Annotated in this window: 26 protein-coding genes; 13 read left to right on the top strand and 13 right to left on the bottom strand. The window is 61.7% G+C overall.

The annotated features are described in order from the left end of the window. Positions 1–6: 6 nt before the first annotated feature. Positions 7–447 (bottom strand): redox-sensitive transcriptional activator SoxR, encoded by a 441-nt coding sequence (gene soxR / locus H351_RS05735; protein WP_020909439.1) that lies wholly within the window; start codon positions 445–447, stop codon positions 7–9. Positions 448–510: 63 nt separating this feature from the next. Between soxR and H351_RS05730 the strand changes: the two genes are divergently transcribed. Then, positions 511–1941 (top strand): MFS transporter, encoded by a 1431-nt coding sequence (locus H351_RS05730; RefSeq protein WP_020971088.1) that lies wholly within the window; start codon positions 511–513, stop codon positions 1939–1941. 32 nt (positions 1942–1973) lie between these two features. Then, the gene (locus tag H351_RS05725; protein ID WP_020971089.1) at positions 1974–2186 is read left to right on the top strand and encodes a helix-hairpin-helix domain-containing protein; all 213 of its coding nucleotides are present in this window, start codon (positions 1974–1976) and stop codon (positions 2184–2186) included. A gap of 9 nt (positions 2187–2195) precedes the next feature. Here H351_RS05725 and H351_RS05720 read toward each other — a convergent pair whose 3' ends face one another. From H351_RS05720 to H351_RS05710, 3 genes are all read right to left on the bottom strand, one after another. Continuing rightward, positions 2196–3290, bottom strand: a complete 1095-nt coding sequence (locus H351_RS05720; RefSeq protein WP_021331750.1) for a GGDEF domain-containing protein — start codon at positions 3288–3290, stop codon at positions 2196–2198. A 237-nt stretch (positions 3291–3527) separates the two neighbouring features. After that, positions 3528–4667 (bottom strand): EstA family serine hydrolase, encoded by a 1140-nt coding sequence (locus H351_RS05715; RefSeq protein ID WP_019745719.1) that lies wholly within the window; start codon positions 4665–4667, stop codon positions 3528–3530. Between the two features lie 104 nt (positions 4668–4771). Beyond that, a complete protein-coding gene (locus tag H351_RS05710) occupies positions 4772–5641 on the bottom strand; it encodes an oxygenase MpaB family protein (RefSeq protein WP_051636514.1) in 870 nt (289 codons plus the stop codon). Between the two features lie 116 nt (positions 5642–5757). On the opposite strand from H351_RS05710, the gene H351_RS05705 reads away from it, so the two are divergent. Beyond that, positions 5758–6378 (top strand): TetR/AcrR family transcriptional regulator, encoded by a 621-nt coding sequence (locus H351_RS05705; protein ID WP_019745721.1) that lies wholly within the window; start codon positions 5758–5760, stop codon positions 6376–6378. A gap of 9 nt (positions 6379–6387) precedes the next feature. On the opposite strand, the gene H351_RS05700 is transcribed toward H351_RS05705, so the two are convergent. Both H351_RS05700 and H351_RS05695 read right to left on the bottom strand, forming a co-directional pair. Continuing rightward, positions 6388–7080 carry a GntR family transcriptional regulator gene (locus H351_RS05700; RefSeq protein ID WP_019745722.1) on the bottom strand — a complete coding sequence of 231 codons (693 nt, stop codon included), beginning with the start codon at positions 7078–7080 and terminating at the stop codon, positions 6388–6390. 9 nt (positions 7081–7089) lie between these two features. Continuing rightward, positions 7090–8232, bottom strand: a complete 1143-nt coding sequence (locus tag H351_RS05695; RefSeq protein ID WP_007730792.1) for an acyl-CoA dehydrogenase family protein — start codon at positions 8230–8232, stop codon at positions 7090–7092. A 127-nt stretch (positions 8233–8359) separates the two neighbouring features. Between H351_RS05695 and H351_RS05690 the strand changes: the two genes are divergently transcribed. After that, a complete protein-coding gene (locus H351_RS05690; protein ID WP_029256478.1) occupies positions 8360–9886 on the top strand; it encodes an aldehyde dehydrogenase family protein in 1527 nt (508 codons plus the stop codon). A gap of 12 nt (positions 9887–9898) precedes the next feature. Here H351_RS05690 and sfnG read toward each other — a convergent pair whose 3' ends face one another. Continuing rightward, positions 9899–11023, bottom strand: a complete 1125-nt coding sequence (gene sfnG, locus H351_RS05685; RefSeq protein WP_020909446.1) for a dimethylsulfone monooxygenase SfnG — start codon at positions 11021–11023, stop codon at positions 9899–9901. A gap of 98 nt (positions 11024–11121) precedes the next feature. On the opposite strand from sfnG, the gene H351_RS05680 reads away from it, so the two are divergent. Next, positions 11122–12342, top strand: a complete 1221-nt coding sequence (locus tag H351_RS05680) for an SfnB family sulfur acquisition oxidoreductase (RefSeq protein WP_029256479.1) — start codon at positions 11122–11124, stop codon at positions 12340–12342. 6 nt (positions 12343–12348) lie between these two features. On the opposite strand, the gene H351_RS05675 is transcribed toward H351_RS05680, so the two are convergent. Further along, the gene (locus H351_RS05675; protein WP_021331743.1) at positions 12349–13011 is read right to left on the bottom strand and encodes a TetR/AcrR family transcriptional regulator; all 663 of its coding nucleotides are present in this window, start codon (positions 13009–13011) and stop codon (positions 12349–12351) included. Positions 13012–13130: 119 nt separating this feature from the next. On the opposite strand from H351_RS05675, the gene H351_RS05670 reads away from it, so the two are divergent. Both H351_RS05670 and H351_RS05665 read left to right on the top strand, forming a co-directional pair. Continuing rightward, positions 13131–14525 carry an MFS transporter gene (locus tag H351_RS05670; protein WP_029256480.1) on the top strand — a complete coding sequence of 465 codons (1395 nt, stop codon included), beginning with the start codon at positions 13131–13133 and terminating at the stop codon, positions 14523–14525. A gap of 6 nt (positions 14526–14531) precedes the next feature. After that, positions 14532–15527, top strand: coding sequence for an ABC transporter substrate-binding protein (locus H351_RS05665; protein ID WP_029256481.1), 996 nt, complete (start codon positions 14532–14534; stop codon positions 15525–15527). Here the strand turns inward: H351_RS05665 and H351_RS05660 are convergent. After that, positions 15514–16341, bottom strand: coding sequence for a helix-turn-helix domain-containing protein (locus H351_RS05660; protein ID WP_029256482.1), 828 nt, complete (start codon positions 16339–16341; stop codon positions 15514–15516). The genes H351_RS05665 and H351_RS05660 overlap by 14 nt on opposite strands. A 139-nt stretch (positions 16342–16480) precedes the next feature. Between H351_RS05660 and H351_RS05655 the strand changes: the two genes are divergently transcribed. The 4 genes from H351_RS05655 to H351_RS05640 all read left to right on the top strand — a co-directional run bounded on the left by H351_RS05655 (position 16481) and on the right by H351_RS05640 (position 19969). After that, positions 16481–17149 carry a DsbA family protein gene (locus tag H351_RS05655; RefSeq protein WP_029256483.1) on the top strand — a complete coding sequence of 223 codons (669 nt, stop codon included), beginning with the start codon at positions 16481–16483 and terminating at the stop codon, positions 17147–17149. A 145-nt stretch (positions 17150–17294) separates the two neighbouring features. Further along, on the top strand, positions 17295–17726 hold the full coding sequence (locus H351_RS05650) for a MarR family winged helix-turn-helix transcriptional regulator (RefSeq protein ID WP_019745731.1): 432 nt from the start codon (positions 17295–17297) through the stop codon (positions 17724–17726). A gap of 71 nt (positions 17727–17797) precedes the next feature. After that, positions 17798–18256 carry a MarR family winged helix-turn-helix transcriptional regulator gene (locus H351_RS05645; protein ID WP_144440101.1) on the top strand — a complete coding sequence of 153 codons (459 nt, stop codon included), beginning with the start codon at positions 17798–17800 and terminating at the stop codon, positions 18254–18256. A gap of 105 nt (positions 18257–18361) precedes the next feature. Continuing rightward, positions 18362–19969, top strand: a complete 1608-nt coding sequence (locus H351_RS05640; protein ID WP_144440126.1) for a DHA2 family efflux MFS transporter permease subunit — start codon at positions 18362–18364, stop codon at positions 19967–19969. 73 nt (positions 19970–20042) lie between these two features. Here H351_RS05640 and H351_RS05635 read toward each other — a convergent pair whose 3' ends face one another. Genes H351_RS05635 through H351_RS05630 form a run of 3 tightly spaced genes read right to left on the bottom strand, consistent with a single transcriptional unit; the run spans position 20043 to position 22428 of the window. Then, entirely contained in the window at positions 20043–20771 is a 729-nt protein-coding gene (locus H351_RS05635) for a YdcF family protein (protein WP_029256486.1), read from the bottom strand. A gap of 55 nt (positions 20772–20826) precedes the next feature. Then, positions 20827–21099 (bottom strand): hypothetical protein, encoded by a 273-nt coding sequence (locus tag H351_RS31870; protein ID WP_144440100.1) that lies wholly within the window; start codon positions 21097–21099, stop codon positions 20827–20829. A gap of 45 nt (positions 21100–21144) precedes the next feature. Then, the gene (locus H351_RS05630) at positions 21145–22428 is read right to left on the bottom strand and encodes a PucR family transcriptional regulator (RefSeq protein ID WP_029256487.1); all 1284 of its coding nucleotides are present in this window, start codon (positions 22426–22428) and stop codon (positions 21145–21147) included. Positions 22429–22565: 137 nt separating this feature from the next. On the opposite strand from H351_RS05630, the gene H351_RS05625 reads away from it, so the two are divergent. Beyond that, positions 22566–23441 carry an SGNH/GDSL hydrolase family protein gene (locus H351_RS05625; RefSeq protein ID WP_029256488.1) on the top strand — a complete coding sequence of 292 codons (876 nt, stop codon included), beginning with the start codon at positions 22566–22568 and terminating at the stop codon, positions 23439–23441. Between the two features lie 52 nt (positions 23442–23493). Further along, a complete protein-coding gene (locus H351_RS05620) occupies positions 23494–24870 on the top strand; it encodes a spinster family MFS transporter (RefSeq protein WP_020971108.1) in 1377 nt (458 codons plus the stop codon). 51 nt (positions 24871–24921) lie between these two features. Here the strand turns inward: H351_RS05620 and H351_RS05615 are convergent, their stop codons facing one another. Beyond that, positions 24922–26172 (bottom strand): Tat pathway signal protein, encoded by a 1251-nt coding sequence (locus H351_RS05615; RefSeq protein WP_244891445.1) that lies wholly within the window; start codon positions 26170–26172, stop codon positions 24922–24924. Position 26173 lies beyond the last annotated feature (1 nt).

The following is a 26173-nucleotide window of genomic DNA, read 5'->3' as shown; positions in this document are numbered from 1 at the left end:
GTAGTTTCAGAGACGTCTGGCGCCGGGCCCCTCCCGGCCCAGTTCGTCTCCAGGGTTGAGCAGGTTGCATGTCTTGAGTGACAGACACCCACAGCCGATACAGCCCGTCAGTTCGTCCTGCATCCGGCTGATGGCCTGCTTGCGATCCTCGAGGCGCTGATTCCACTCCGTCGAAATCTTGCGCCAGTCCTTCTTCGTCGGCGTTCGCCCCTGCGGCAACGACCCGAATACTTCGGCGACTTCGGCCAGAGGTATCCCGAACCTGACTGCCAACTGGATGAGCGACACCCGCCGGATCGAGTGGCGCGGGAACTTCCTCATATTTCCTGCCGTCCGCTCCGCAGGAACCAGACCGAGTGTTTCGTAGTAGCGCACCGCCGACACGGCGACGCCGGTGCGCGCCGATACCTCACCGATCGAGAGAAGTTCGTCACTCTTACGGATCATTCTGCCTCCCAATGGCTGCGCGACATTGACCTGAAGCGCACTTGAGATTCTACCTTCGACAACATGCACTCCCCCACCGATGCTCCCGCCGGAACCTGGCGGCAGCTCCTGAGCGGTCGATACCTCGGCACCGCTACCGTCCTCGCAGGCGGCGTCGCGCTGTACGCGACCAACGTCTACCTGACGACCAGCCTGCTTCCGACTGCCATCGACGACATCGGCGGTCAGCAGTACTACGCCTGGACCGCGACGGTCTTCCTCATCGCTTCCGTCATCTCCTCGATGTTGGTCACCAACGTCCTCGCCGCCAGGGGACCGCGCGGGGCCTACCTGATCGGCCTCGCGATCTTCGCGCTCGGCACCGTCGTCTGTGCGGTCAGCCCGACCATGGAATTGCTGTTGGTCGGCCGCACGATCCAGGGTTCGGGAGGTGGCCTCCTGGCTGGTCTCGGTTACGCCGTCATCAATGCCGCGCTCCCCAGACATCTGTGGACCCGCGGGGCCGCGCTGGTTTCGGCAATGTGGGGAGTCGGCACCTTCGCCGGCCCCGCAATCGGCGGCGTCTTTGCTCAATTCGGAGCCTGGCGATGGGCTTTCGGCGTTCTGGTTGTCGCGACGATCGCAGTCGCAGCCCTCGTCCCCAGCGCGCTACCGGCACATGAACCGGGCAGCACGACCAGTAGCCCGGTGCCGGTCCTCTCACTGGCATTGCTGACTGCGGCAGCTTTGCTGGTCAGCGTTGCCGGAATTCTGTCCAACCTCGCAGTGACCGCAGCAATGGTTCTCGTCGCTGTGCTGCTACTGATCGCCTTTGTCGCCGCTGACCGTCGCTCGCGCCACGGCGTGCTACCGCCATCGACGTTCAACGCGTCGTCGCTCAAGTGGGTGTACCTGACCATCGTCGTCCTCGCTGTTGCGTCGACCGTCGAGACGTTCATTCCACTCTTCGGCCAACGACTTGCCGGACTGGCACCGCTCGCGGCCGGATTCCTCGGGGCCGCACTCGCTCTCGGCTGGACTCTCGGCGAAATCCCGAGCGCCTCGGCGACTACCCCTCGTATCGTGCGACGAATCGTTGTCAGCGGTCCGATCCTCGTCGCGATCGGGTTGGGCATCATGGCAGCATTTCTCACCGAACACGCCGGCGCCGGTGCGATGGTCGCGTGGGTGATCGGACTGCTGGTCGCCGGTGTCGGAATCGGCATCGCCTGGCCCCATCTTGCAGTCGGTGCGATGACCTCGGTCACCGATCCCGGAGAAGGTGCGCGTGCCTCCGCTGCCATCAACACCGTTCAGCTGATCGCAAATGCCTTCGGCGCAGCCCTGGCCGGAGTGCTGGTGAACATCGGCGAACCGTCGACGCTTCGTTCTGCGCAATTGCTTCTCTTCACCTTCGCCGCTATCGCGCTCATCGGCATTGCCGTGGCAGCTCGCGCGCTTCCGCGAACGCCCGACAATATCGACAGCCCCGAAATCGTTCACGACGCTCGCTAAACTGTGGAAAACCCACACGGAGGAGTTGGCCAGTGACAGAACCGGATCCGGGCACAGTGGAAACCGACTTCCCGAAAACGGGAGCTCCCGCACAGCGCGCGCTGATCGGAGCGGGCTACACCCATCTCGCGCAATTGACGTCCGTGTCCGAGAAGGAACTCGGCGCTCTGCACGGGATGGGACCGAAGGCTCTGAGGATTCTGCGTGAAGCACTCGCCGAGCGCGGCCTGAGCTTCGCCGACTGAGCTCTCACATCAGACCAGGCTCGCCCGAACCTGGTTGCCACCTTCGCGCTTCGCTTCGTACATCACCGTGTCCGCGACGCGGAAGAGTTCGGCAAAGGCTTCGTCGACGGACTCACCCGGATGCCGGGGCGCGGTGCGGACCGCCATTCCGATGCTCGCGCTCGTCGGTGGATCATCGGTCGCCCCGTCCATTGCCGAGCGGATCTGTCCTTCCAGCCTCGCTATCACGCTGACCGGCACCCGCTCGACCACGACGAACTCGTCACCGCCCACACGGGCGGTCAGTGCAGCTTTGGTTGTCCACAGGCGAATACGCAGCGCCGTTCGCAGGATCGTGCTGTCCCCAACGTCGTGGCCGTAAACGTCGTTGATCGTCTTGAATCGGTCGAGATCGATCACCACCACGAGAACCGCGTCGGCCTCGGTCACCGGAGGCCCCATCAGATCCTTCACACGACGCGAAAGTCCGCGACGGTTGAGCAGACCGGTCAACGGGTCGATGTCGGAAGTAGTGGCGTCGGATCCCAGAACTGCCAGAACCATTTGGGACACCACGGGAATCACAATGATGGTGGCCATCACGACCGCGATTTTCGCCAACCCCAAGCCGACGTCCGCTGCTGGTCCGAACAACAAAGTCCACCCCGAAAGCACCGTGACAATCGAGGCGAAGACCAAGTGACCGACTTGGAGTTTCGGATTGTGGAAGAACGCAATATAGCCGCCGATCGACGCAAACACGACGCACGCGATGAGCCGTCCCATCGGTTCCGAGTCGGTTGCGGCGGCCGCCGCAATCGCAACGTCGGAACCCACGACAAAGGTGTACGACCACAGCGGCGTCGGCGGAAACAACCACCAGATCAGGGCCGCGCCGACGCACAGGACTATGACCATGAGATTGACCGCTCGCCAGAACGTACCTTGCGGACCGACGTCACTGAATCGCGCCGACAGCAACACCAACCCCATCCAGAGTGCCGTTCCGCCGACCAGCGCCCGGCAGGAAGTCAAGAACCCGCGGTCTTCGAGGTACCTGCTGAAACTATGGAACTGGTCCGGCAACTGCCACCAGCGCATGACAACTTCGACGAAACCCTTCATCGCCGGTCAGCCGATGCAGGTCTGCAACTTTCGGGCACACTTCGACGTAGCGGACAAGCTGATTTCCCCCCGGAGCACACTGGCATATCCGGCAGCATAGTCAGCTGCAGCAGACAAACCAACCGTTCCGCCGGATTAGCGATCGGGCCTACACCCAGCCCCCTCGGCTACTACTCAGCAAGGATTTGAGTAGCGCTTCGCCCTCCCTGTCATATCGATCAAACGCAGTCACATCGATCAGCTCAGTGCGTCGTAGGCAGCCGATACGTACTGCGCCGATCTCTCGGAACCGAGCAGGCCCGGCCCCATCTTGTTCATCACGTACGAGAAGGTCATGCGCTTCTCGGTGTCGATGATGATCTGCGAGCCACCCCAACCTCCCCAGAAGCAGATTCGCCCCTCCGGAATGAACGGGACGGACTCCGGCGTCGGCAATCCGAATCCGACGCCGAAGCGGACCGGCACACCGAGGACGAGGTCGACCCCGTACGACTGCTCCTCGAAGATCTTGTCGATCGTTTCCTCCGACAGCAGGCGAACGTCACCGACCTTGCCACCGCAGGCGATCACCGATTGGATCCTTGCGAGTGCCCTCGCATTCGAATGACCGTTGGCCGCACCGATCTCCGCGGCTCGCCACCCGTCGGTCCACGAACCTGTCGCGTCGGCCGGCGGTGCGGTGAAGGTCTTCACCATGATGTTGTCCATCCCGAGTGCCGCGATGTCGATCGGCAAAGGCGGTGGCGCAATCACATTCGAGACTCGCCCGTATTCCGACTTCGGCAAGCCCAGGCGGAAATCAGCATCGAGCGGACCGGCTATTTCCTCGTCGATGAAGCGGCCGAGGGTTCGACCGTCGATGCGCCTGACGACCTCGCCGATCAGGTGGCCGTAGTTGAGGGCGTGATATCCGGATGCGGTACCCGGCTCCCACCACGGAGCCTGCGTCGCCAACCGGGCTGTGGCGTACGCGTCGTCGCAAATGTTCTCCAAGGTGAACGGTTGATCCCACCCCGAAACACCCGAAGTGTGCGACAACAGTTGCCGGACCTGAATACGGTCCTTACCCGCTGCTGCGAACTCGGGCCAGTACTGCGCGACCGGGGCATCGAGATCCAGCAACCCGCGGTCGACGAGCATGAGCGCGGCCAGTGCGGTCACGGTCTTACTGCAGGACCAGACGTTGGTGACGGTGTCGCGGGCCCAAGGAGCAGTGTGCTCGACGTCGACCCAACCGCCCCACATGTCGACGACGGATTCGCCGTCGATCGTCAGTGCGATCGCTGCCCCGACGTCCTCGCCGGAATCGAGATTGTGTGCCAGCGCCTCCTTCAAGCCAGAGAATCGCTGGTCACATACGCCTTCGATGTTCGCCACTGACAGCCTCCACAGGAAAGTTAAAACTTGACGTCAACTTCAACTATGTCGAGTATGTGTCCGATTCGCCTGTGGTGTCAATCACTTCAAGTGTCAGAGTCGGCTCAGACCAACGGGATTCCCTTGGCGATGCGCCGACGCAGATCCCAGAGATAGAAGTTATAGGGGAACATCCGCAGAATCTTCGGGCTGAACCGATTGACCAGCGCGGCGACGCGCATGGATCGGTCGAAGTTACGCTGCTGACGCACCGACCACGGGAGCCGCATTTCGTCACGAAAGGCCTGGGGCAGGAACCCGGTGGTGACAAATCGGTTGAGCGGACCGACCACGGGATGCAACAGCTTCGGCGTGAAGGTCGCCGACGCGATCCCGTAGAGATGCTCACGAATCGTCTCGTCGATCGCCACCTTGCCGAGGTTCTCGTTCCAGTAGACCTCGAACGCATCCCGGTCCGCCGGCCACATGTCGCGTCGCATCTGAAGGGTTGTACCGAACGTGGCGCTTCGCTGATAGAACGCATCCTGGGTGACCGGATCGAGATCCCCGTACAAGATTTTGTAGACGTCCTCGAAGCCTCGGTACAGGCAGGCGGCTACCCACAACTGCAGCTCGGGATCGAACGCGTTGTATTCGACCGCGCTGTTCTCATCGGAGCGAACGTGCTTGTGAGAGCCGTTGACTGCGCGTCGGTACAGCTTCTTTTCTTCGTCCGTCGCCAGGCTCGCGACGGCGAGATACGTCAGCGTCGTCCGGGTTCGCTTCACCGGATGCCGATCCAACCGACCCGTCTCGACCTTGCTCTCGTACACGCCGTACCCCACCGCCGGGCGCGCCAACTGCATGATGACGTTGGCGCCGGCGGCCAACAGTCCGAGCCCGGACATCGCTTTTTCGACCTCGCCGTCGATGTCGACCGCCTGGACGCCGACCGCTCCGATGCCGCCCGTCACCGCTTCCTTGCGCCCGTCCATCGAATCCCTACTCACCGTCATGGCAGAACCCCTTCGAGTCGATATCTGCGAACGCATGTTCTCAGATGAGTGAAACGCCGAAATGCCGAGATGTCAAGCAATCTCGGGATGCAAAGATGGTCTTCATGAATGACCAACCGCGTTCGTACGGTGGCGTCGACGGCGCGCTCCGCGTAGCCCAACGACGAGAGACGCTGATCGAGGCCGGTCTGGAACTCATGGGCTCCGCCGAGCCCGAACTCACGGTCCGCGGAGTGTGCAAGAAGGCCGGTGTCGCGGCGCGGTACTTCTACGAGAGCTTCACCGATCGTGATGCTCTGATGTCGGCCGTCTACGACACCGTCATCACGGACATCGCCGTTTCAACCCAGGCCGCGGTGGACGCCGCCGAGACCGAACGAGGCAAGGCGCTCGCCGGAATCGCGAACATCGTCCGCACGATCGCGCAGGATCCCCGTCGCGGACGTCTACTGTTCTCCAGCGCCCTGACGAGCCCTGTCCTGGCCGAGAAACGACGAGCGTCGACGACGATATTCATCGGTCTCCTGGCCGCCAACGCCAAGACCTTCTACCGATTGAACGACAGCGGCCACTTGACGCTGACGGCAACCTTCCTGGTCGGCGGCCTGGCGCAGACCCTCAGTGCATGGCTGGACGGATACATCGACGTGACGGAAGAAGAACTGGTCGCCGAATGTGCAGCGATCCTGCTCGCTCCCGCCCTACCTCCGTCTTGAGCTCCTGATTCAGTCCCAGATCCCGATGTTGTCGAGGTGAGCGAGAAGTCGAGCAGCGCCGTCGGAGAACTGCAGACTCATCTGCGCGTCCACCTGTTCTCGATCGTGCTTCTCGAACGCCTCGATCAAAGCGTCGTGGCTCGATACCGCAAGCTCACCCCAGCCTGGATCCGTCGCGTAGAGACGAGCAGGGGTGTACCGAATCGCGCCGAACAGGAACCATGCCAGCTTCGCACCACCCGCAGCGCGATTGATCAAGCGGTGGAATTCGAATTCGCACTGCTCGATCGCAGCTGCATCCGAGGCGTCCACCGCCGCTCGCAAATCGGCGTTGAGTTCCGTGAGTTCCACCAGTTGATCAGCTGTGATGGTGTCCATCGCCCGCAAAGCCAGCTTGACTGCGATCTGCCCCTGCAACCAGAAGATGTCTTCGATGTCTTGGCGACTGAGGGGCGAGACGAGATAGCCGCGATGCGGAACCAACTCGACCATTCCCTCGCCGCGCAATGCGACGAGGGCTTCTCGCACCGGCGTGACGCTGACACCGAGGTCGGCTGCGGTTTCGTCCAATCTGACGAACTCGCCCGGACGCACAGCGCCGGACATGATCAGGTTACGAACGTGGTTGGCCACGTCCTCCGACAACTGTGGCCGTCTCCTCAGCTCAGACGTCGCCCTCCGAGTGCGTGCAGACGTTGCCACAACCGATCCTCACAGTCCGTACGTTTTGCCGATGATGTCTCGCTGAATCTCGTTGGTACCACCATAAATGGAGGACACAAGAGTCTTTCGCACATGGTGCTCCATGTCGAACTCAGTCGCGTAACCGTACCCACCCATCATCTGCATCCCCTCGAGCGCGACCTTCTTGGCGGTCTCGGTCAGCTTCAGCTTGGCCATCGACGCTTCCCGCGGGAACATCTTGGTCGGGTTGGCGTCGACCATTCGGGCAACGCTGTAGACCAGCAGACGGCCGCATTCGATCTCCGTGGCGAGATCCGCGATCCGGTGGCGAAGCGCCTGAAACGATCCGACCGGACGGCCGAACTGCTTACGCGTGGTGACGAATTCGAGGGTGTCGTCGAAAGCGCGCTGCGCGGTCCCGAGCATCATCGCCGCGAGGATGAGGCGTTCGATGTTGAGTCCGGCCATGAGTTGACGCCAGCCGTTGCCGACTTCCCCAACCACCGCGTCCTCGGGCAGGAATGTGTCGGTGAAGTAGAGATCGTTGACCTCCTTGCCGCCCATGGTGTCGATTCCACTGATCTTCAATCCGGAGATGTCGGCCGGGACATGGAACATCGTCAGACCCTCATGCTTGCCTTCACCTCGGGATGTGCGAGCCACCAGAAGGATGTTCTCGGCGAAGTGCGCGTTGGAACACCACGTCTTCTGGCCGTTGATCAGCCACCCACCGTCGACCTTCTCGGCGCGGCAACTCAAATTTCCCACGTCGGAGCCCGCTTCGGGTTCGGACATCGAGATCGACTGAGACGCGCCACGGACGATCCCGCCGAGCACTGCCTCCTTCTGGGCCGGACTGCCGAACTTCTCGTATGCAGCCCCGGTGATGACGGTCGGGCCCAGTCCACCGATCGGCGCCATGCCCTTGGCGGCTTCCTCAAGGAAGATGCACAGGTCGACCGTGCTTCCGGCAGATCCGCCGTATTCCTCCGGGACGGTCAGCCCGAGCCATCCCAATTCCGCCATCTTCTCGTAGAACGCCTGGTTGTGATTATGGGCGCCATGATCGGTCAGCAGGTCTCGCTGCTCACGGGTACCACTTTCCTTCTTGCAGAACGACGCTACCGACTTGGCGAAATCAGACTGCTCCTGCGTGAAATCCATGTACATCGAAAACTCCCGAGTGAGATGAGGCTGGAGGCTTGTCGGAGCTCGGTCCGACGCATACTGTGACTACCAGCACAGTAAATCACATCACATATATGTGATGCACCGACATGTGGAGGATCTGAAGAACATGACAGAACAGCTCGGCCGCCAGAGCACGTCCACGTCGACAGATCCGAAATCAAACGATCACACCTTCGCGAGCCTCGACCCTCGCAACGATTCCGTGGTCGCGCAGCACCTCATTGCAGATCAGCAAGAGATCGAGAAAGCGGTCGCCGCAGCACGCACGGCGTCGAAGTGGTGGGATCAACTCGGATTCCAAGGCCGCCGGAAGGTGCTCGGCAATTTCCGCGCCGCGATCGCCACTCACGCCGAATCGATGGCGGCGATCATTTCCGCCGAGACCGGAAAACCCAGCGACGACGCCCTTCTCGAAGTCATGCTGGCCGTCGAACATCTCGACTGGGCGGCACGCAACGCACAGAAAGTGTTGCGCCGCAGACGCGTCGGTGCAGGACTGATCAGCGCCAATCAGTCTGCATCCGTCGGCTACCGGCCGATGGGCGTCGTCGGTGTGATCGGCCCCTGGAACTATCCGCTGTACACACCGATGGGTTCGATCGGCTACGCACTGGCCGCCGGCAACGCTGTCGTCTTCAAACCGAGCGAACTCTCACCAGGCGTCGGCGTCGAATTGGCCCGGCTGTGGAACATCGCCGCGCCCGGACACCCTGTCCTGCAGACCATTACCGGTGACGGACAAACCGGTGCACTTCTGTGTTCGTCCGGTGTCGACAAGATCGCATTCACCGGCTCGACGGCTACCGCAAAGCGCGTGATGGCCGCCTGCGCGGACACCCTCACTCCCCTGGTCGCCGAATGCGGCGGCAAGGACGCCATGCTGGTGGACTCCGACGCCAACCTCGATGCGGCCGTGAGCTTCGCTGCATTCGGGGCAGTGGGCAACGGCGGACAAACCTGTGCCGGCGTCGAACGAATCTACGTCGCAGCGCCCGTGTACGACGCCTTCTTGTCCAAGCTCACCGCCGCGCTTCAGGACGCCCACGCCGGCGCCACCGACAGCTCGACCTACGGGCCGATGACGCTGGGAAAGCAGACTGCGATAGTCCGAGGCCAGATCGAAGACGCTCTCGGTCGCGGCGCGAAAGCTGTACTCGGCGGACTTGATTCGTTCAACGGCCCGTTCATCGATCCGATCATCCTGACGGATGTTCCGGAGGATTCCACGGCGATCACCGAGGAAACGTTCGGCCCGAGCGTCGTGGTGAACAAGGTCGCCGACATGAACGAGGGGATCGAGCGTGCCAATGCGTCGAAGTACGGCTTGGGCGCCTCGGTGTTCACCAAGAGTTCGTCGAAGGGTCGAGCGATTGCCGAGAAGCTCGAATGCGGTGTCGTCACGGTCAATTCGGTTCTCGGATTCGCCGGAATCGCCGCCCTGCCGTTCGGCGGGGTCGGCGATTCCGGGTTCGGGCGTATCCACGGAGCCGATGGGCTGCGTGAGTTCAGCAGTGTGAAATCACTGGCCGTTCAGAAATTCAGCGCTCCGTTGGACCTGCTGACCATCGAGCGAAAAGCTCGGGACATGAAGATCTCTCGTTGGATGCTGGCGAAGCGCCACGCAAAGTCCTGAGAGGCCAGGCGATCAGCCGGCGGTGACGAGCACCTGCTCGTCACTGTCGGCTGCTTCGAGTTCACGAACCAGCGGGAGCACCTTGGCCCCGAAGTACTCGATCTCTTCCTGGAAGTGCAGGAATCCGCCGAGAATCAGATCGACACCGCGACGGCGATATTCGACGATCCGATGGGCGATCTGTTCCGGTGTGCCGATCAGTTGTGAGCGGAAGCCGTCGTTGTACTGAACCAAGTCCTCGAACGTCGAATCTGCCCACATCCCGTCCTTGGACGAGGTCGACGCGCCGGCCTGTTGGACTGCATTCTTGAAACCCTCGACTGCGGGACGGTTCGCCTTGGCGATAATTTCTCGCAGCGTGTCTTTTGCTTCGGCCTCGGTGTCGCGGGCGATGATGAACCCGTTGAGCCCGAACTTGACCTCACGATCGTTCTCGCGAGCAACACGGCGGACGTCGACCAACTGTTCGGTGACGCCGTCGTAGTCCTTGCCGTTACTGAAGTACCAATCCGAATAGCGACCGGCGTTCACACGGGCTGCCGCCGAGTTACCACCTTGGAACAGTTCGGGATTGGGTCGCTCCGGAGTGTTCAGAGGCTTAGGCTTCAACGTGAAGTCGTGAATGCGGTAGAAGTCGCCGCGGAAATCGACGTCGTCCTCGGTCCAGATCTTCCGAAGAACCTGAAGGAACTCGGCGCTACGCCGATAGCGCTCGTCGTGCTCGAGCCACGGCTCGCCCAGATGAGTGAACTCGTCCTTGAACCAACCACTGACGACGTTGACGGCGAATCGACCGTTCGACAGGTGGTCAGCGGTAGCGCCCAGTTTCGCCAACACTGCCGGCTGCCAGAGTCCGGGATGCACGGCGGCGATGACCTTGAGCTTCTCGGTGGCCAGGAGCAGCGCAAGGCTGAAACTCGTGGATTCGTGCTGGAACTCGGCCCCGTAGCTCGCCTCGTAACGAACCTGACTCAGGGCGTACTCGAAGCCGTTGTTCTCGGCGGTCTGCGCCAACTTCTTGTTGTACTCGTAGTCCCAGCTGGTCCGCTGCTCGATGTCGGAGGTGACCAGACCACCACTGACATTGGGCACCCAGTAGGCGAACTTGATCTCGTCGGCGATACGTTCAGTAGACATGAAATCCAGCAAACATGCAGTTCCCGGGGGTTTCCAGGGTAGCGATCACACAGGTTGTAAGTGTTGGGTGGGTGCTGCGACTGTGAAACGGTGGCAGCATGACTGCTGTGGACATTCAGGAGATCGCGCACCGCATCACCAGTGAAGACGAGGCGCTCTCGGTAGCGTCACAGCTGTCCGACGAGTTCGCGGCAGGTGCCGGCGTCCGCGATGCGCAGCGCCTCCTTCCCCGCGACGAGGTTCGCACCCTGGCGCAGTCCGGTCTGCTGGGGCTGTCGGTGTCGAAAGAGTTCGGTGGCATCGACGCGAGCACCGAGACGTTGGCCGAGGTCTTCCGCCTACTCGCCGAGGGCGATCCCAGTATCGCGCAGATTCCGCACAGCCACTTCACTTTCCTGGAAGCGCTCCGGTACCAGGGGTCTAACGAGCAGAAGCAGTTCTTCTACGCCGAAGCATTGTCGGGTAAGCAGTTCGCCAACGCCCAGAGCGAGCGCGGCAACAAGACCATCGACATCGACGGCACCACTCTCACCCCCGACGGGGAAGACTTTGTGCTCGAAGGTCGAAAATTCTATTGCACAGGAGCACTTTTCGCAGATTGGATCGTGGTACGTGCCGCCAATGCGGATCAGTTCACCGAGACCGGCGCACAGGTGAAATCCGCGGTCTACCTACCCCGGAGTACTCCCGGACTGTCGATCGTCGACGACTGGGACGGCATGGGGCAGAAGACAACTGCGAGCGGAACCGTGACACTCGAATCCGTGTCGGTGCCGCGGTTCAACGTCGTACCCTTCACATCGTTGTTCACTCACCCGACCACCTACGGGGCACAGGCCCAGATTCTGCACGCCGCGATCGACACGGGCATAGCGTCGGCCGCATTGCGTGAATCCGTGAAACTCGCAGCAAAGGCGCGGCCCTTTTTCGAGGCGAAAGTCGATACAGCGGTGGAGGATCCACTGCTCGTTCAACTCGCCGGCGAAGCGGCAATCGAGGTTCGCGCTGCCAGATCCCTCTTGGCGGAAGCGGCGCGATCGATCGACGTGGCGCGTCGTAATCCCACCGAGGACTCCACGGCCCGAGCATCCATCGACGCTGCAACTGCCAAAGTGGTCGGTGCCAGGGCGTCATTGGCGGCCACGAGCACGCTGTTCGAGATCGGTGGCACGAGAAGCGCGGGCGAATCAGCGAACCTCTCGCGATTCTGGCGTGACGCACGCACGCATACTCTGCACGATCCGACGAGGTGGAAGGTCCAACACATCGGCCGCTGGACGCTGTCGGGGACAATCCCACCGAGGCACGGGCTGTTGTAAACACTCTCAGTCGGAATTTGTGTATCCACTGATCAAGACCTCGAGACCTTCCAGGTAACTCTCAGTCGTCGTCCCTCCCGGCCAGTCCTCGAGCACCTCACTGAGTACCGGCAGTTTCTCGGGACCGATTTCTCGGATCTTGACCGCGAGAGGTGACACACTGCCTTCCGGTCGTGTGGTGGTGTCGTAGATGTTGAGCAGTGCACCGAGTGTGTAGTTCCACAGCGCTCGATAGACCAACAGTGCGCGGCGCGGCGACATCCCGAGTTCGACACACGCGGCCATCGCCCGATCGACCAAGACCACAGCGCCGCTCCCGCCGCGCCCACCTCGCTGAAGCAACTCGATGATCCAGCGCTCCGATGCCAGCGTTTCGAAGATCGCGGTGAAGATCATGCGAAGCCGTTCGACCTGATCCTGCGGCAGGACCAGCGCGCCGAGATCTTGTGAGTACACATCGAGAACCGCGCTGATCAGCTGTTCCTTGTCGCCCACGTGCCGGTACAGCGCCATCGGCGTGGTGCCGAGCGACTTCGCCAACGCTCGCATGCTCAACGCGTCGGCGCCGCCGGACTGAAGTTGCCGTTTCGCCTCGTCGACTATCTGCTCCGACGTGATCGTCGGGGGACGTCCGAGCCGCGGTGATCTCGGTTCCATCTTTTCGGCCATCCGTCGATTGTGCGCGCCCCTGCTACGACGCCCTCGCCCGGGGAACCCCTTGCATCTCAGTCGTCAGCAAGGTAAACCTAACTACTTATGAGAACGCGTATACAAATTAGGTACCTGCAATGACAACAACAACTCGAGCGGTAGCCGCACCGGCTTTGGTCCTCACAGCCGCCGCGGCAGCGCAGTTCCTGGTGGCCTTCGACATGTCGGTCATCAACGTCGCGCTGCCAGACATCCAGGAATCGCTGAACTTTTCCGACGCCGGGTTGTCCTGGGTCGTCAACGCGTACGCCCTCGCCTTCGGTGGACTGCTGCTTCTCGGCGGTCGTCTGTGCGACGTGATGGGCACTCGTCGAGTTCTGGTTTCCGGGCTTCTGCTGTTCGCCCTCGTCAGCATCGTCGGCACCTTCTCCGTGTCCGCCGAAATGCTTGTCGGAGCTCGGGCGCTTCAAGGCGTCGGCGCTGCACTGATCGCGCCAGCCGGGCTCGCCGCCCTCAGTCAGGCCTTTCCCACCGGACGCGCCAGAGCCAAGGCATTCGGCATCGGCGCAATGTCGTCAGCACTGGGCGGCGCACTCGGTGTCGTCCTGAGCGGCATTTTGACCGAAGGGCTCAGTTGGCGATGGGTGATGTTCGCCGGCGCACCGGTGGCCCTGATCGCCGCGGTCGCAGGTGCCCGTGGCCTGCCGGCCGGCCAAGCCGCCAGAGGTGGCTCCCTCGATCTCCCCGGAGCCATCTTGGCGACGGCCGGAATCACCGCCCTAGTCGGCACAGTGATCGCCACGGAATCACATTCCTGGACTTCGGGTTACGTGGTGGGTGGATTCGCACTCACGGTCGTCCTGCTGACTGCCTTTGTCGTAGTCGAAAGCCGCTGCGCCACACCACTGGTACGACTGTCCACCCTGCTTCGACCCCGAATCGGACTGGCCAACGCCATCATGTGCCTGGTGTGTGCGGCCCAGTTCAGCGCGTTCTTCTTCGTCTCACTCTTCCTGCAACGCGGGCTGTGCTATTCACCGACCACCACCGGTCTGGCTTTCCTGCCTTTCTGCTTCGGCCTGGTGATCGGCATCCTCGCGTCCACCAAACTCCTTCCGCGCTACGGAGTTCGACCGCTGCTCGTAGTCGGAACAGCAGTCGCCGCAATCGGGACTTTCATGTTTTCGACCATGAACCTCGACAGTCCCTTCTGGGCCGTCATCCTGGTGCCTTCGCTTCTGGCAAGCATCGGCATCGGTCTGTCGTTCATGCCGCTCAGTAACGTCGCCACCGCCGACGCTCCCCCCGAAGAAGTCGGCATGGCATCAGGACTACTGAGCACATCGCGTCAGATCGGCGGTTCACTCGGACTAGCCGTTCTCGTGAGCGTCGCCGCTTCCTCGACGGCGCACTCGGACAGCGCACCGACCGAAGCACTGGTTTCCGGATACTCCCAAGCCCTCTTCGTCTGCTCCGGCCTACTGCTGGCCGGCACCCTCCTGTCCTTCTTCTTCCCACGAATGGATCGTTGACCTCAGATGTTCACCACCCGAACCGCATTCGGCATCGTCTCGGCGCTTCTCCTCACCGTTGCCGGCGCAAGCGCGTGCAGCAGCTCCGCCGAGTCCGAAACCGCTTCTGCAACTCGCTCCGTCACACACGAACTCGGCACCGTCGAAGTTCCGGCCTCACCGCAGCGCATTCTCGCGCTCGACGAGTACGCGGGGCTGAGTGCACTCGCACTCGGCGTGAAGCCCACCGTCGTCTACAGCACCCTGCGATCGGACGTCGCCAAGTCGATTCTGCGGGAGCAGGGCGTCGAAGTTCTCGACAAGCCGACTTTCTTCGCCAACCCCGCAGTCGAAGAGATCGCGTCCGTCGAACCCGATGAGATCCTGATGAGCAATGCCGGTCCACTACCGAGCCTGTTCGCGCAGATCAATTCCGTGGCGCCAACCTTGGTCCTCCCGTACTCGGCGCCGTGGCGTGATGTGCTCGAACAAGCTGGGGCACAGCTCGATCGAGGCAGCGAAGCAACCGCCATGATCGGAAAGCTGGAATCCGGCCTCGAAGACGTCAAGTCCGCGGCTGCCGGCCAGAGCCTTGCGATCCTTCTCGGCTACAGCGGAAACCTGTTCACCGTGCCACCGACCACTCCCATCTCCACACTGGTCACCGAGGCCGGATTCACCAGGCCTGCATCGGAAGTCAACGCGACCAACAATCAAGACACCGGCACGATTTCGCCCGTCTCACCTGAACTTCTACCCGAGCATGCGGCGCAGACCGTCGCCGTACTTTCCGGGCAGCAGTACGACGCATCCGTCGTGCGAAACACTCCACTGTTCGACAACCTGACACCCGACCCGGCGCACGCATTGGACGTCAGCGGCGATCTCTGGTTCGGCAGCCATCCTTTTGCCATCTACTGGATCATCCAGGATCTGGACGGCATCGCACATGGCAAGGGGCAGAACAGCATCGGAACCCTCGACAGCGCCGACGCGCGATGGGCGGCGTTCAGCGCGCTATGACGTCCTGACGGAAGGTCAGCGGAGAAACACCCACCCGGGTCGCGAAGAATTTTGTGAAGTTCGCAGAATCGTCGAACCCCAGCTTCGACGCCACCTGGGTGACCGTGTCCGTGCCGAAAGACAGCAGACGTTTCGCTTCGAGCACCACACGCTGATCGATGTACTGCTTTGCCGTCATTCCGGCAGCAGCTCGGGTAGCCCGCAATACAGTCTTCTCGGAGTACCCGATCTTGTTGGCGTACTCCGAAACCGAACGGACCGTGGCGAAGTCACGTTCGACAACGGCATGAAACCTTTCGAACACGTCATTGTGTGCCAGCACGGAACTCTGCTCCTGTCCACCGAGGTGGGTCAGTTTCAACAGAATTGCCGTCAACGTGTGCCGCAGAATGGCCGCGCGAACGACCGGCGCAGAAGTATCCGGACAACCGTAATTCAAGTTCAGGTGTTTCATACCTGCGCTGATGGTCTCGAGGTTCTCGCCGGACAACTGCCACGCTGCCTGCCGACTGTGAGCCTTCCCGTCCAACAACTGCTGGCTGACGGCATCGAGCGACGAGGGTGTGAACAGAACAACCATCGCCTCGAAATCCTGGATTCGCCCCCACTGTTGCACCTGCCCCGGTCTGACCCAGAACACGGTCCCCGGGCTCACCGCGTAGTTGACGAAGTCGATGGTGTGTAGTGCCGAACCCTCGGTCACCAGTGCGAGTAAGTGAAACTGCGGGCGTTGGGGGCCGACGAACTCTGCACTACCCCCGTTGATGCGAATGGTGTCCAGGCTGAGTACTTCGATCTCGGTCGCGTCAGCCACCGAAGACGCGTACCCGACGTCCCGGACGGGTACTTGTCTGTTTTTCACTAGTTCGGGACTCATCTTCACCGTGACCGAATACCCGAATGCGACATACCGTCAGAGTATCAATCAGTTCGCGCTCGGATAGGAATCAACAGTGCAATCGACAGGCTCGAAAACAGCAGGCACGACGCAACTCACCTACGTCTTCGACGCCTATTGCGGGTGGTGTTTCGGCTTCGGCCCTGCTTTGACGGAGTTCGTCCGTCAAAATGCCGATTCCATCAACTTGTCCGTGGTCAGCGGCGGGCTGTTCACCGGTGAACGCGTCGCACCCATGTCTTCGGCTCCGTACCTGAAATCGGCCAACGCCACCATCGCAGCCCAGACCGGCGCCGTTTTCGGTGACGGATATTCACAACTGGTGTCTGACGGGCGGTTCGTCATGGATTCGACGGATGCTGCGATCGGACTCGCCGCGCTTCGCACACAAGATCCGACTCGCGCACTCGACATCGCGGGGGCCATGCAGACCGCGTTCTACCGAGACGGTCGCAGCCTCTCCGATCCCGAGACCTACCGAGCCATAGCGAAATCGCTCGGGCTCGACCCATCCGCCGCAGTGTCTTCCCTGTTCACCACAGATTCGAAGGACGCCGCCCGCGCCGATTTCGTCCGGGCACGCAGGCTCGGCGCCACTTCGTTTCCGACGCTGTTGTTCCACGGGAGCGACGGGTCCGTCGTGAAATTCGGTTCTCCGACCAGTACAGCGGCCGATCTCACCCGCGACCTGAACACCTGCGTGCGGGCGTATGCGGTGGCTTGACCCACCCACTTTCCGAGCGAAAGGTACGTTCAGCGCCTTCAGTACGCCGAACGTACCTTTCGCTCAGCGTGACTTCACCCAAATCACTCCGGCCCCCCTTCTGGTTTGATGAACACCGAACGAATCGCACCAAAGGGGAACGACAGTGGTTTCAGATCCGATCACGGGCCTGGAGATGGAACTTGCCGACATGTGGCAACGAGGACGCGCCCAGGCGCGCACCTATGCGCGTGCAATTCATCCCAAACTCGATCCGGCGCTCTACCCGGTTCTTGTCATCCTGAACCGTTCCGATGCCGTGCGGATGTCCGACCTGATCTCCACGCTCGATATCGAGAAGTCCACCCTGACCAGGCAAATTGATGCCGCAGCTCGGCTCGGCCTGGTGGAACGGATCCCCGACCCCGACGACGCTCGCGCGAAGCTGGTGACCCTGACCCCTGAGGCTCGGACGAAGCTCACGACGATCCGTAATCATCAGATCGATCGTTGGCGCGCCCGACTCGCAAAATGGGAAACTGACGACATCACCACGCTGACGGCCTTGCTGCACCGACTGGGCAGTTCCGAGGACTGACAACAAAGTAGTTGTGCAGTGCAACCAACTTGATCTATAGTTGCAAATATCAACTATTCGAGGGGGTGGCCGTGATCACTCACGACAGTGCCGAGGCAATCCTCGACAACCTTCGCGCCCTAGTCCGGCGCCACCGCGAGGTTTCGTCGACCGGCTCACGCCAACTGTCCCCCGGCATGTTGCCGGACCCACTGGGCGCCCTCCTCTCGCAGTTGTCGGCCGCAGATTCCACGAGATCGACGGATCTGGCGGAAAAGTTGAGAGTGACAGTCTCGACGCTGAGCAGACAGATCACACACGCCGAATCTTGTGGATACATTCAGCGGCGACCGGACCCGGACGACGGACGGGCATCGCTCCTGTCCTTGACTCCACTCGGCGTCCAGACCCTGATCTTCCATCGTCGCGCCCAGGCGCAGCGACTCATCGACCATCTCGACGGATGGGCCGAAGAGGACGCCGTCGACGTCGCATGTGCACTCGATCGACTACGACGCTCGACCTGCCCAGAGTCCCACGCGGCGCACTGACCGACGCTGCACGATCAGATCGAATCATTCTCCGATGCAAGGACATTCATGAGTTCTTTCACGTCTACCGACGTTCCACCATCTCAGTCATCGACCGATGCGCCGATGACCCACAAGCAGAAGATCGAGGCACTTGTCGGGCTCCTACTCGGCATGTTCGTCGCATTCCTGTCGTCGACGATCGTCTCGAATGCACTCCCCACCATCATCACCGAACTACACGGCACCCAGGATCAGTACACCTGGGTCGTGACGGCAACGCTGTTGGCTTCCACCGCAACAACTCCCATTTGGGGCAAGTTCTCGGATCTGGTGAGTAAGAAGCTGTTGGTCCAGCTGTCCATCACGCTGTTCACGATCGGCTCGATCCTTGCGGGCATGTCGCAATCGGTCGGCATGCTGATCGGTTTCCGCGCTGTTCAGGGACTGGGCCTCGGCGGATTGCAAGCCCTCGTGATCATCGTGATCGCGGCGATGTTCAGCCCGCGTGAGCGTGGTCGATACCAGGGACCGATCGCAGCCGTCATGTCCGTCGCGACAGTCGCCGGCCCGCTGATCGGCGGCCTGATCGTGGACACTAGTTGGCTCGGCTGGCGCTGGACGTTCTTCGTCGGCGTGCCGCTGGCAGTCATCGCATTGATCGTCGTGCAGCGTACGTTGAACCTCCCGATCGTCAAGAAGGACGTCAGCATCGACTACGTCGGTGCAACCCTCATTGCCGCCGGTGTCAGCACCCTTTTGATCTGGGTCACTTTGGCAGGTAAGAACTTCGAGTGGGCTTCTGCGATGTCGTTCTTCCTCGTCGGACTCGGCGTGGTGCTGCTCGCCGCAGCGCTGTGGGTGGAAAGCAAGGTCAAGGAACCCATCATTCCGCTCCGCCTCTTCCGAGATCGGACTACCACGCTGGCGACGCTGGCAAGCATCGCCGTCGGCGTCGCAATGTTCGGCGGAGCAGTGTTCTTGGGTCAGTACTTCCAGATTGCCCGCGGCTACTCTCCCACTGCCGCAGGTCTTCTGACACTGCCCATGGTGATCGGTTCCATGCTCTCCGCCGGCCTGTCCGGGGCAATGATCACGAAGTTCGGGCGCTGGAAGGGCTTCCTGATCGCCGGTGCCGTCGCAATGTCGGCAGGCTTCTTCCTCCTATCGACCATCGATCACGCGACGCCGATGTTCTGGGTCGGACTGTTCCTCTTCGTGCTCGGCGCCGGGATGGGCATGGTGATGCAGAATCTTGTTCTCGCAGTTCAGAACACCGTCGCGCCTAGCGATCTCGGCACCGCAAGTTCGACGGTCTCGTTCTTCCGCTCACTCGGCGGCGCGGCAGGCGTGTCCGTCCTCGGCGCAGTGCTCTCCACTCACGTTGCAGATCTGACGACCAAGGGCCTCAGCGCAATCGGGGTCGATCTGAGTGCCTCCGGAGGGTCCGGCGCAGGGCTGTCGAACCTCAACGAACTACCCGAAGCGATCCAGGATGTGGTCCGCGCTGCGTACGGCGATGCCACCGCACGGGTCTTCCTCATCGCCGGAATCCTGGCTCTGTTGAGTCTGATCGCGATCGCCTTCATCAGGGAGAAGGCGCTTCGGACGGAAAGTGGTGACGAGCAACTCCTGGCGAAGATCGCCGTTCCCGGTGAGATCGATTCCGACACCATCGATGCCGAACTTGCGCTTCTGACCGAAGGTGACGACGAGTTTCAACGACGCAAGTAGCACCCACAAACAGTTCCGCGTACCGTCCGGGTGATTCCGGCGGTACGCGGAACTGTATGGGCAGCTGGGTGAGTCAGGTCGCAGCGATCACGCCTGCGACCGGGATCCGGCCGAGAACTGCAACCCGGAAGTCCACCATCGCGCGTTCCACGTGATTGGCGCTCGAAACCACAACCACGCCCGTTGCTCCTCGATCGGCGAGAATCCGCGCAGAGTTGAGCGCGTTCTCCACCGTGGACCACGACGTTCCTTCTTCGGTGATCCGGCCCGGGTCGACGCCGTTGGCGACGAGCCACTCGCGCATCGCCCTGGCTTCCGTCACTCCGGCCTTCGGGGCCCCACCGCTCGTGATGATCGGAGACTGCGGGTACTGACGAGCCAGCTGCAGCGCCGCCTGAAGTCGGTCGACCAGCATCGGACGCATCGTGCCGTCGTCGAAGAGGCCGGCGCCCAAGACGACGATGTTGGTACCCACCGGGTTGAGGTCGAGCAGCACGGGCGACTGGCGCGTCAGCGTCTCAGCACTCGTGCACGCAAGGATGAGAGACCGCACCGGCGTCTGGCAGCCGCCGACAGTCGACAAGATACCGTTGACGACCGTGGTCGGTGTGATGTCGGCGCTCGCTGTCGCCGGCGAAAGGCCCACGCCAGCTGCGGCGATCACCGAAGCAGCGATCAATCCCTTCGTCACAGACCTGCGAACATTTGCCATGTAGCCGAACCCCCAGATTGTCGGTTGTCCAGCACACGGTAGCGAACATTTCGCCACGGTTGCATCATTTGACTCAAATTTACTGTTCACTGACCGTCACACAGACTAAACATAAATATTGGGCAACAATTCGGGTTCGAAACCGTCATCTACCAGCATCTCGTATCGACGCGCCCGCCGCATTACCTATCTGAGCAGCAGAGTCACCGAGAACGTTGACAACGCGGAACGGCAACAATTCGTTGTCACAGATCACGATGTTGCATCCAGGTGTTCCCGCCCGCCCCGTCCCGGCCGAGTTGTCGAAGATCAATTCAGGGTTCGCGAAACCGACAAGCTCTGCCGGGTCGTCGACGGGCGGACCACCCGAACCGTGTGTGGGTGGCCCGACATACGGCGCCTGGCCATGTCTCCCCACCGGATCGCCAGCCCTCCGGCTCGTTCACCGAGAACCACAGACGCATCACGTTTGGGAAGAGTCCGCCTCCATACCGATTGCGCGACGCGCTCCCAGCGCCATGGTGACTTGCACAAGATCCTTCGGAGACGACAGGTCAAGTCCCGTCAGGGAACTCGCCTTTCGCAGGCGGTACACCACTGTGTTCGGATGTACGTGTAGCTGCCGGGCGGTGGCGGCTCGATCGAATCCGGAGTCGATGAAAGATTCGAGCGTCTCGAGTACCGCGCTATCGGACTCCAACGGCAACAACACATCTGCGAGTATCGGCAGCGCAGCACTGAAGCGGGTCAGTTGATACTCCACTGCAAGATCCTCGAGACGGACGACCCCACTGGTGCGTCCGTACTTTCGGGCAACGTTCAGCACCTCGCGCGCCTGCGTGACGGCCGCTGGAATTGCCGTGGGCGCCGCGACGTGTACAGCGGCAACCGTCGATGCACCGATGACCTTCTCGAGATCACCCAAACGTCGACACAATGACAAATACTGCGGACTCGACGCCCAGTTTCCCTCTGCGGGTTCCGATTCCACAATGGGAATCAGTACGGCTCCGCCGCTGCTCCCGAGCACCCCGAGGGCTTTGTCACGTCCCACCTGATCGAGCTCTCGTTGCAGGTGGCGCACCTTCCTCCGCTCGGCGACGGCAGTGTCCACCTCGGTCGAGGACTCGTCGTCATTCCGCTCGACGTGCAGAGCCACCACCCAGTACAGGCGCGCCAACCTGATTCCCACCTCGTCGGAGACGCGATCCACGTCGACACCCGTCGAAAGTGCTACGAACAGGGACCTTCGCGCCGAATCCTCGTCCGTCTGGGTGGCGTGGTCGGAACCGTAGCCGGCAAGAACCGCGGACGTGGAGGCCGCGGTGTATGCATTCAGGAGTCGTCCGGTGCGGGCAAGTGCAACACCGTCTTCCGGGACCGCCCATTCGCTGATCGTCTCCCACCACAACCCTGCTGCCAGGTGATATGCGCGCAGTACCTCACTGAGCGGAACCAATTCCTGCGCCCGTTGACGAGCCGATTCGCTGATGTCGGCGAGCAACTCGGGCGCCAGATCTGCGCCCGTCCGGAGCATCGAAATGAACAGTTCCAAATTTCGCCTCACGATGGTCGTCACGTCGTTACGCAACGCCTCGTCCGGAAGCAACCGGTAGAAGGTGACGTCGCGGTGGACCAGATCGACCGTCGCATTGACCAGCGGATGGGTGCGTTGCGCCAATCGGTCGGCTAGAGATCTGCCGCCAACCACTATCGGTTCGAACGGCAGATCTTTGTTTCCTGACACAAAACCCTCCACAGAATTGAATTGCCACCACAAGGCCGACCTGCCTTTTTCCTATCACTATGTAACCCACGCCACTCTCGAATTCACAATCAGCGGCGTACCTGGAAGTCCCACCTTCGACCAAATAGGAGCCTCGAGTGACGTGGAAAACGCACAGCGCAGCCATTCTGGCAGGCGTCGTGGCTGCCGGTTCGATCGCGGCACTCGGGACCGGTGTGTCACATGCCGAAACGCATGCCAGCCCCATCCAATACGTCGCTCTCGGCGATTCCGCGGCGGCCGGCCCGCTGGTCGCCGAACAAGATTCATCGGCGCCGGGCTGCCTACGATCACTCGACAACTACCCTTCCGTGGTGGCGCAAAGACTCGACGCTCACCTCACGGATGTGACCTGCTCGTCGGCGCGATCCGCCAACGTCACGGACACCGCACAATCGACGTTCTCCGGTCAAGTACCGCCGCAGGAAACAGCATTGGGGCCCGATACCGACCTCGTCACCATCACAATCGGCGCCAACGACATCTCGTTGTTCCCGACAGTTCTGAGCTGCGTAAATCCTCTCCCCGAACCCACCGGAACGTCCTGCCGTGACAAGTTCACCGCAGGCGGCGTCGACCAACAGCGACAGTTGGTCGAAAATGCCTCCGCAGGTTGGAGTTCCATGCTCGAATCGGTTCGCGACCGGGCGCCCTCGGCGCGCATCGTCGTGATCGGATACGGAACATACATCGCCCCCGACGGTTGCCCCGGCACCCAGCCGTTCTGGCCGCGCGACGCCGACTATCTCCAGAGTGTGATCGACTACGGCAACACGGTCATGGCAGCAAGGGCGGCCCGTCACGGCGTCGAGTACATCGACATCACCGAAGCCACTGCCGGGCATGACATCTGCACTGACCCTGCCACTGCTTACTACACCGGAATCGTCCCTGCCCAGCCGGCGGTTCCACTGCATCCCACTGCGGCCGGGATGCAGGCGATCGGCAAAACCGTCGCCGACGCTCTGTCCTGAGCCTCTCCCCCAACACAATTCATTCAGCACTCGCGAAAAGGGTGGAACAATCATGTCAATTCAACGAGACGCTCCGCCGCTGCCGTCCATCGACGGCGCCCCTGTCGGAACACGCGACAAACTTCTGGGCGGCACACTCGTCGCACTGTTTCTCGCAAACATGCTCAACTTCTTCGACCGGGCGATCCCCTCGGTCGTTGCCGAGCCGATCAAGAACGAGTTTTCGCTCAGCGACTTGCAATTGGGATTGATCACCTCTGCATTCACCCTCGTCTACGCAGTCGCAGGGCTGCCTCTGGGCCGGTTGGCCGACACGAAGAACCGTCCCAAGATCATCGGGATCGGACTCCTGGTGTGGAGCGGACTGACGGCAGCAACCGGTGCCGCCGGCAGCTATGTGCTGTTCATCCTCGCGCGTCTAGGCGTCGGTGTGGGCGAAGCGACCTTCACACCTGCAGCCAACTCGATGATCGGTGATATCTACCCGGCAGAACGACGCTCACGCGCACTTGGTGTCTTCATGCTCGGTTTGCCGATTGGCCTCATGCTCGCCTACTTCACCGTCGGCAAGATCGCCGAGGCATTCGACAGCTGGCGTGCACCGTTCTTCCTCGCGGCGATTCCCGGTGTCCTGCTGGCAGTCGTGCTCTACCGCATGGCAGATCCGGTTCGTGGAGGTTCCGAAAGTCCGGAGGCCCGCGCAGCCGCTGTTTCACAGGCACCGATCACCCGTCCGATCCGTCGTCTGCTCGCAATTCCCACGCTTCGTTGGCTCATCCTTGCCGGACTGACGTTCAACTTCGCCGCCTACGCAGTGAATTCGTTTGTCGTCCCGCTTCTGATGCGCCAGTACCACCTGAAACTGACTGCTGCGGCATCGGTCACCGGCATCATCGTCGGAATCACGGGCCTGATCGGATTGCTTCTCGGCGCTCGCTACGCTGACAAGGCAAGCGCACGCTCACCGCGCGCACGGTTGATGATCGGTGTCGGAACCTCGGCATTGGCAGCACCTTTGACGGCACTGGCACTGTTGCAGCACGGCGGGAACGTCGTGATGTTCACGCTCTTGTTCTCGGCCGGGTGGTTGTTGGCCTACGGCTTCTACATCAGCGTCTACCCTGCCATTCACGACGTCGTGGTTCCCAGGCTCCGAGGCACTGCGACGGCGTTGTTCTTCGCTGCCATGTATCTTCTCGGCGGATTCTCGGGACCAGTTGCCGTGGGCGCGATTTCGGACTGGTTCGCCAAGCGCGCGCTTGCCGATGCCGGTACCGGGAAGTTGGCTCAGTACGCCGGCGACGGGTTGAACTCGGCCATGTATCTCGTGCCGATCATGTTGGCGCTCACTGCGGTATTCATCTACCTGGCCACTCGCACTGTCGGCAAGGACGCCGCACGTATGCAAGCGGAGCTGAGCCAGGCCTGACCCAGGAGTTCACGGCGGTGGCGGAGCCCCGAGGCCCCGCCACCGCCGAGTTCAGTTGACCGTGATCGCCAGAGTTGCCAGCATGGACCGCAACATGTCCGGCAAGCGAGCGATCATTCTCTGCTCGGTTATCCGAACGGAGACGGGCGCTGCCAGCGTCGCTCGCCACAGTTCCGGTTGATTGTTCATCAGGTTGTTGTAGACCGGGAGCAGCTGACCGTTGATGTAGGTCCAACGACCGTCCCGGTCCGCCCAGTTGAAGTCCGGAAGCGGTGTTTGCACAACGGCATTGCCCACCGCGAACGAGAGCGGGTTCGACTCACGCGGCGGTACGACGCCAGGCATGGACGGTGATGCGGCGAAGGTGGTCAGGTAGGTCAACGAGCGTCCGACGCTGCCGCGGTAGGCCTTCGCCTCGTCCCACTGATCACCCACCGACTGGTACTGCTCACGGCGCAGTAGACGCACATTGCCGTCGAAGACCGACTCCGGTGTCCCCGAAGCAATGTTGTCCCACGCGATACGGGCGTTCTCGTCGAGCAGCCCTGCCCGATCGAGTTCGGCGATGCCGTCGACACCGTCGTGAACCCACGCCATGTGCATGGGAATCAGATCCGAGAAGATGTGTTTGCTCATCGCAATCACTTTCCCCTGGAACCACATCACGTCCTCGGGGCGGATGTCGTGGCCGACCTGGAGAAGCGCCGCAACGTCCTCGGGTGCTCCCATCGACGTTGCGACCGGCGATCCGATGCGGTCGATCTCTCGCCACACCAGTGCCATCGCTTCGCTGATCGCTTGGACTTCCAGCACAACCCGCCCGTAGTCCAAGTCGAGGAGTCCACCGGCAAAAGCGGGCCCGACCATTCCGCCCATGCCTGCCCACTGCAGTTCTTGATGCTCGAGCTGCAGTCGCTCGTAGAACTGGAAGGTGTTGGTGAGGTTTCCGAGATTCGCGTGCACACCGTCGAAGGGAGTCCACGAAGCGAGATCGATACCTGCCGACTCCGTCCCGACTGCGAGCCAGTACTGCTTGAGCAGTGTCTGATAGCGGTGCGGAGCCACTCCCGATGCTCGGGCGGTATCGACCAAACTCCGCAGCGTCGCGGAATCCGACGGCAGTGAAGGATGCAGACCCCCCGCGGCTTCGGCGTTTGCGTTCACCGCTTCCAGGTCGAGGTACCTGTCGAGTTCACCGGTACCCGCAGACGCCCGGCCACCCAGTACGACCACACCGCCGATGCCTGCCGAAGCGACGAGAACTGTGCGCGCGAAATCCCTGCGTGTCAAAGACTTCCGCATA

Origin of the sequence: Rhodococcus erythropolis R138 (assembly GCF_000696675.2) — a bacterium.
GTDB classification, from domain to species: Bacteria; Actinomycetota; Actinomycetes; order Mycobacteriales; family Mycobacteriaceae; genus Rhodococcus_F; species Rhodococcus_F erythropolis.
This window is presented reverse-complemented; position numbering and strand designations above follow the sequence as displayed.

Bases quoted from the DNA above. Each gene is read 5' to 3' on its own strand.
- H351_RS05615 (WP_244891445.1), bottom strand. From the start codon at position 26,172: ATGCGGAAGTCTTTGACACGCAGGGATTTCGCGCGCACAGTTCTCGTC.
- H351_RS05705 (WP_019745721.1), top strand. From the start codon at position 5,758: ATGGTCTTCATGAATGACCAACCGCGTTCGTACGGTGGCGTCGACGGC.
- H351_RS05695 (WP_007730792.1), bottom strand. From the start codon at position 8,232: ATGTACATGGATTTCACGCAGGAGCAGTCTGATTTCGCCAAGTCGGTA.
- soxR (WP_020909439.1), bottom strand. From the start codon at position 447: ATGATCCGTAAGAGTGACGAACTTCTCTCGATCGGTGAGGTATCGGCG.
- H351_RS05640 (WP_144440126.1), top strand. From the start codon at position 18,362: ATGACCCACAAGCAGAAGATCGAGGCACTTGTCGGGCTCCTACTCGGC.
- H351_RS05675 (WP_021331743.1), bottom strand. From the start codon at position 13,011: ATGGCCGAAAAGATGGAACCGAGATCACCGCGGCTCGGACGTCCCCCG.
- H351_RS05730 (WP_020971088.1), top strand. From the start codon at position 511: ATGCACTCCCCCACCGATGCTCCCGCCGGAACCTGGCGGCAGCTCCTG.
- sfnG (WP_020909446.1), bottom strand. From the start codon at position 11,023: ATGTCTACTGAACGTATCGCCGACGAGATCAAGTTCGCCTACTGGGTG.
- H351_RS05620 (WP_020971108.1), top strand. From the start codon at position 23,494: ATGTCAATTCAACGAGACGCTCCGCCGCTGCCGTCCATCGACGGCGCC.
- H351_RS05680 (WP_029256479.1), top strand. From the start codon at position 11,122: ATGACTGCTGTGGACATTCAGGAGATCGCGCACCGCATCACCAGTGAA.
- H351_RS05720 (WP_021331750.1), bottom strand. From the start codon at position 3,290: ATGAAGGGTTTCGTCGAAGTTGTCATGCGCTGGTGGCAGTTGCCGGAC.
- H351_RS05710 (WP_051636514.1), bottom strand. From the start codon at position 5,641: ATGGACGGGCGCAAGGAAGCGGTGACGGGCGGCATCGGAGCGGTCGGC.
- H351_RS05670 (WP_029256480.1), top strand. From the start codon at position 13,131: ATGACAACAACAACTCGAGCGGTAGCCGCACCGGCTTTGGTCCTCACA.
- H351_RS05665 (WP_029256481.1), top strand. From the start codon at position 14,532: ATGTTCACCACCCGAACCGCATTCGGCATCGTCTCGGCGCTTCTCCTC.
- H351_RS05690 (WP_029256478.1), top strand. From the start codon at position 8,360: ATGACAGAACAGCTCGGCCGCCAGAGCACGTCCACGTCGACAGATCCG.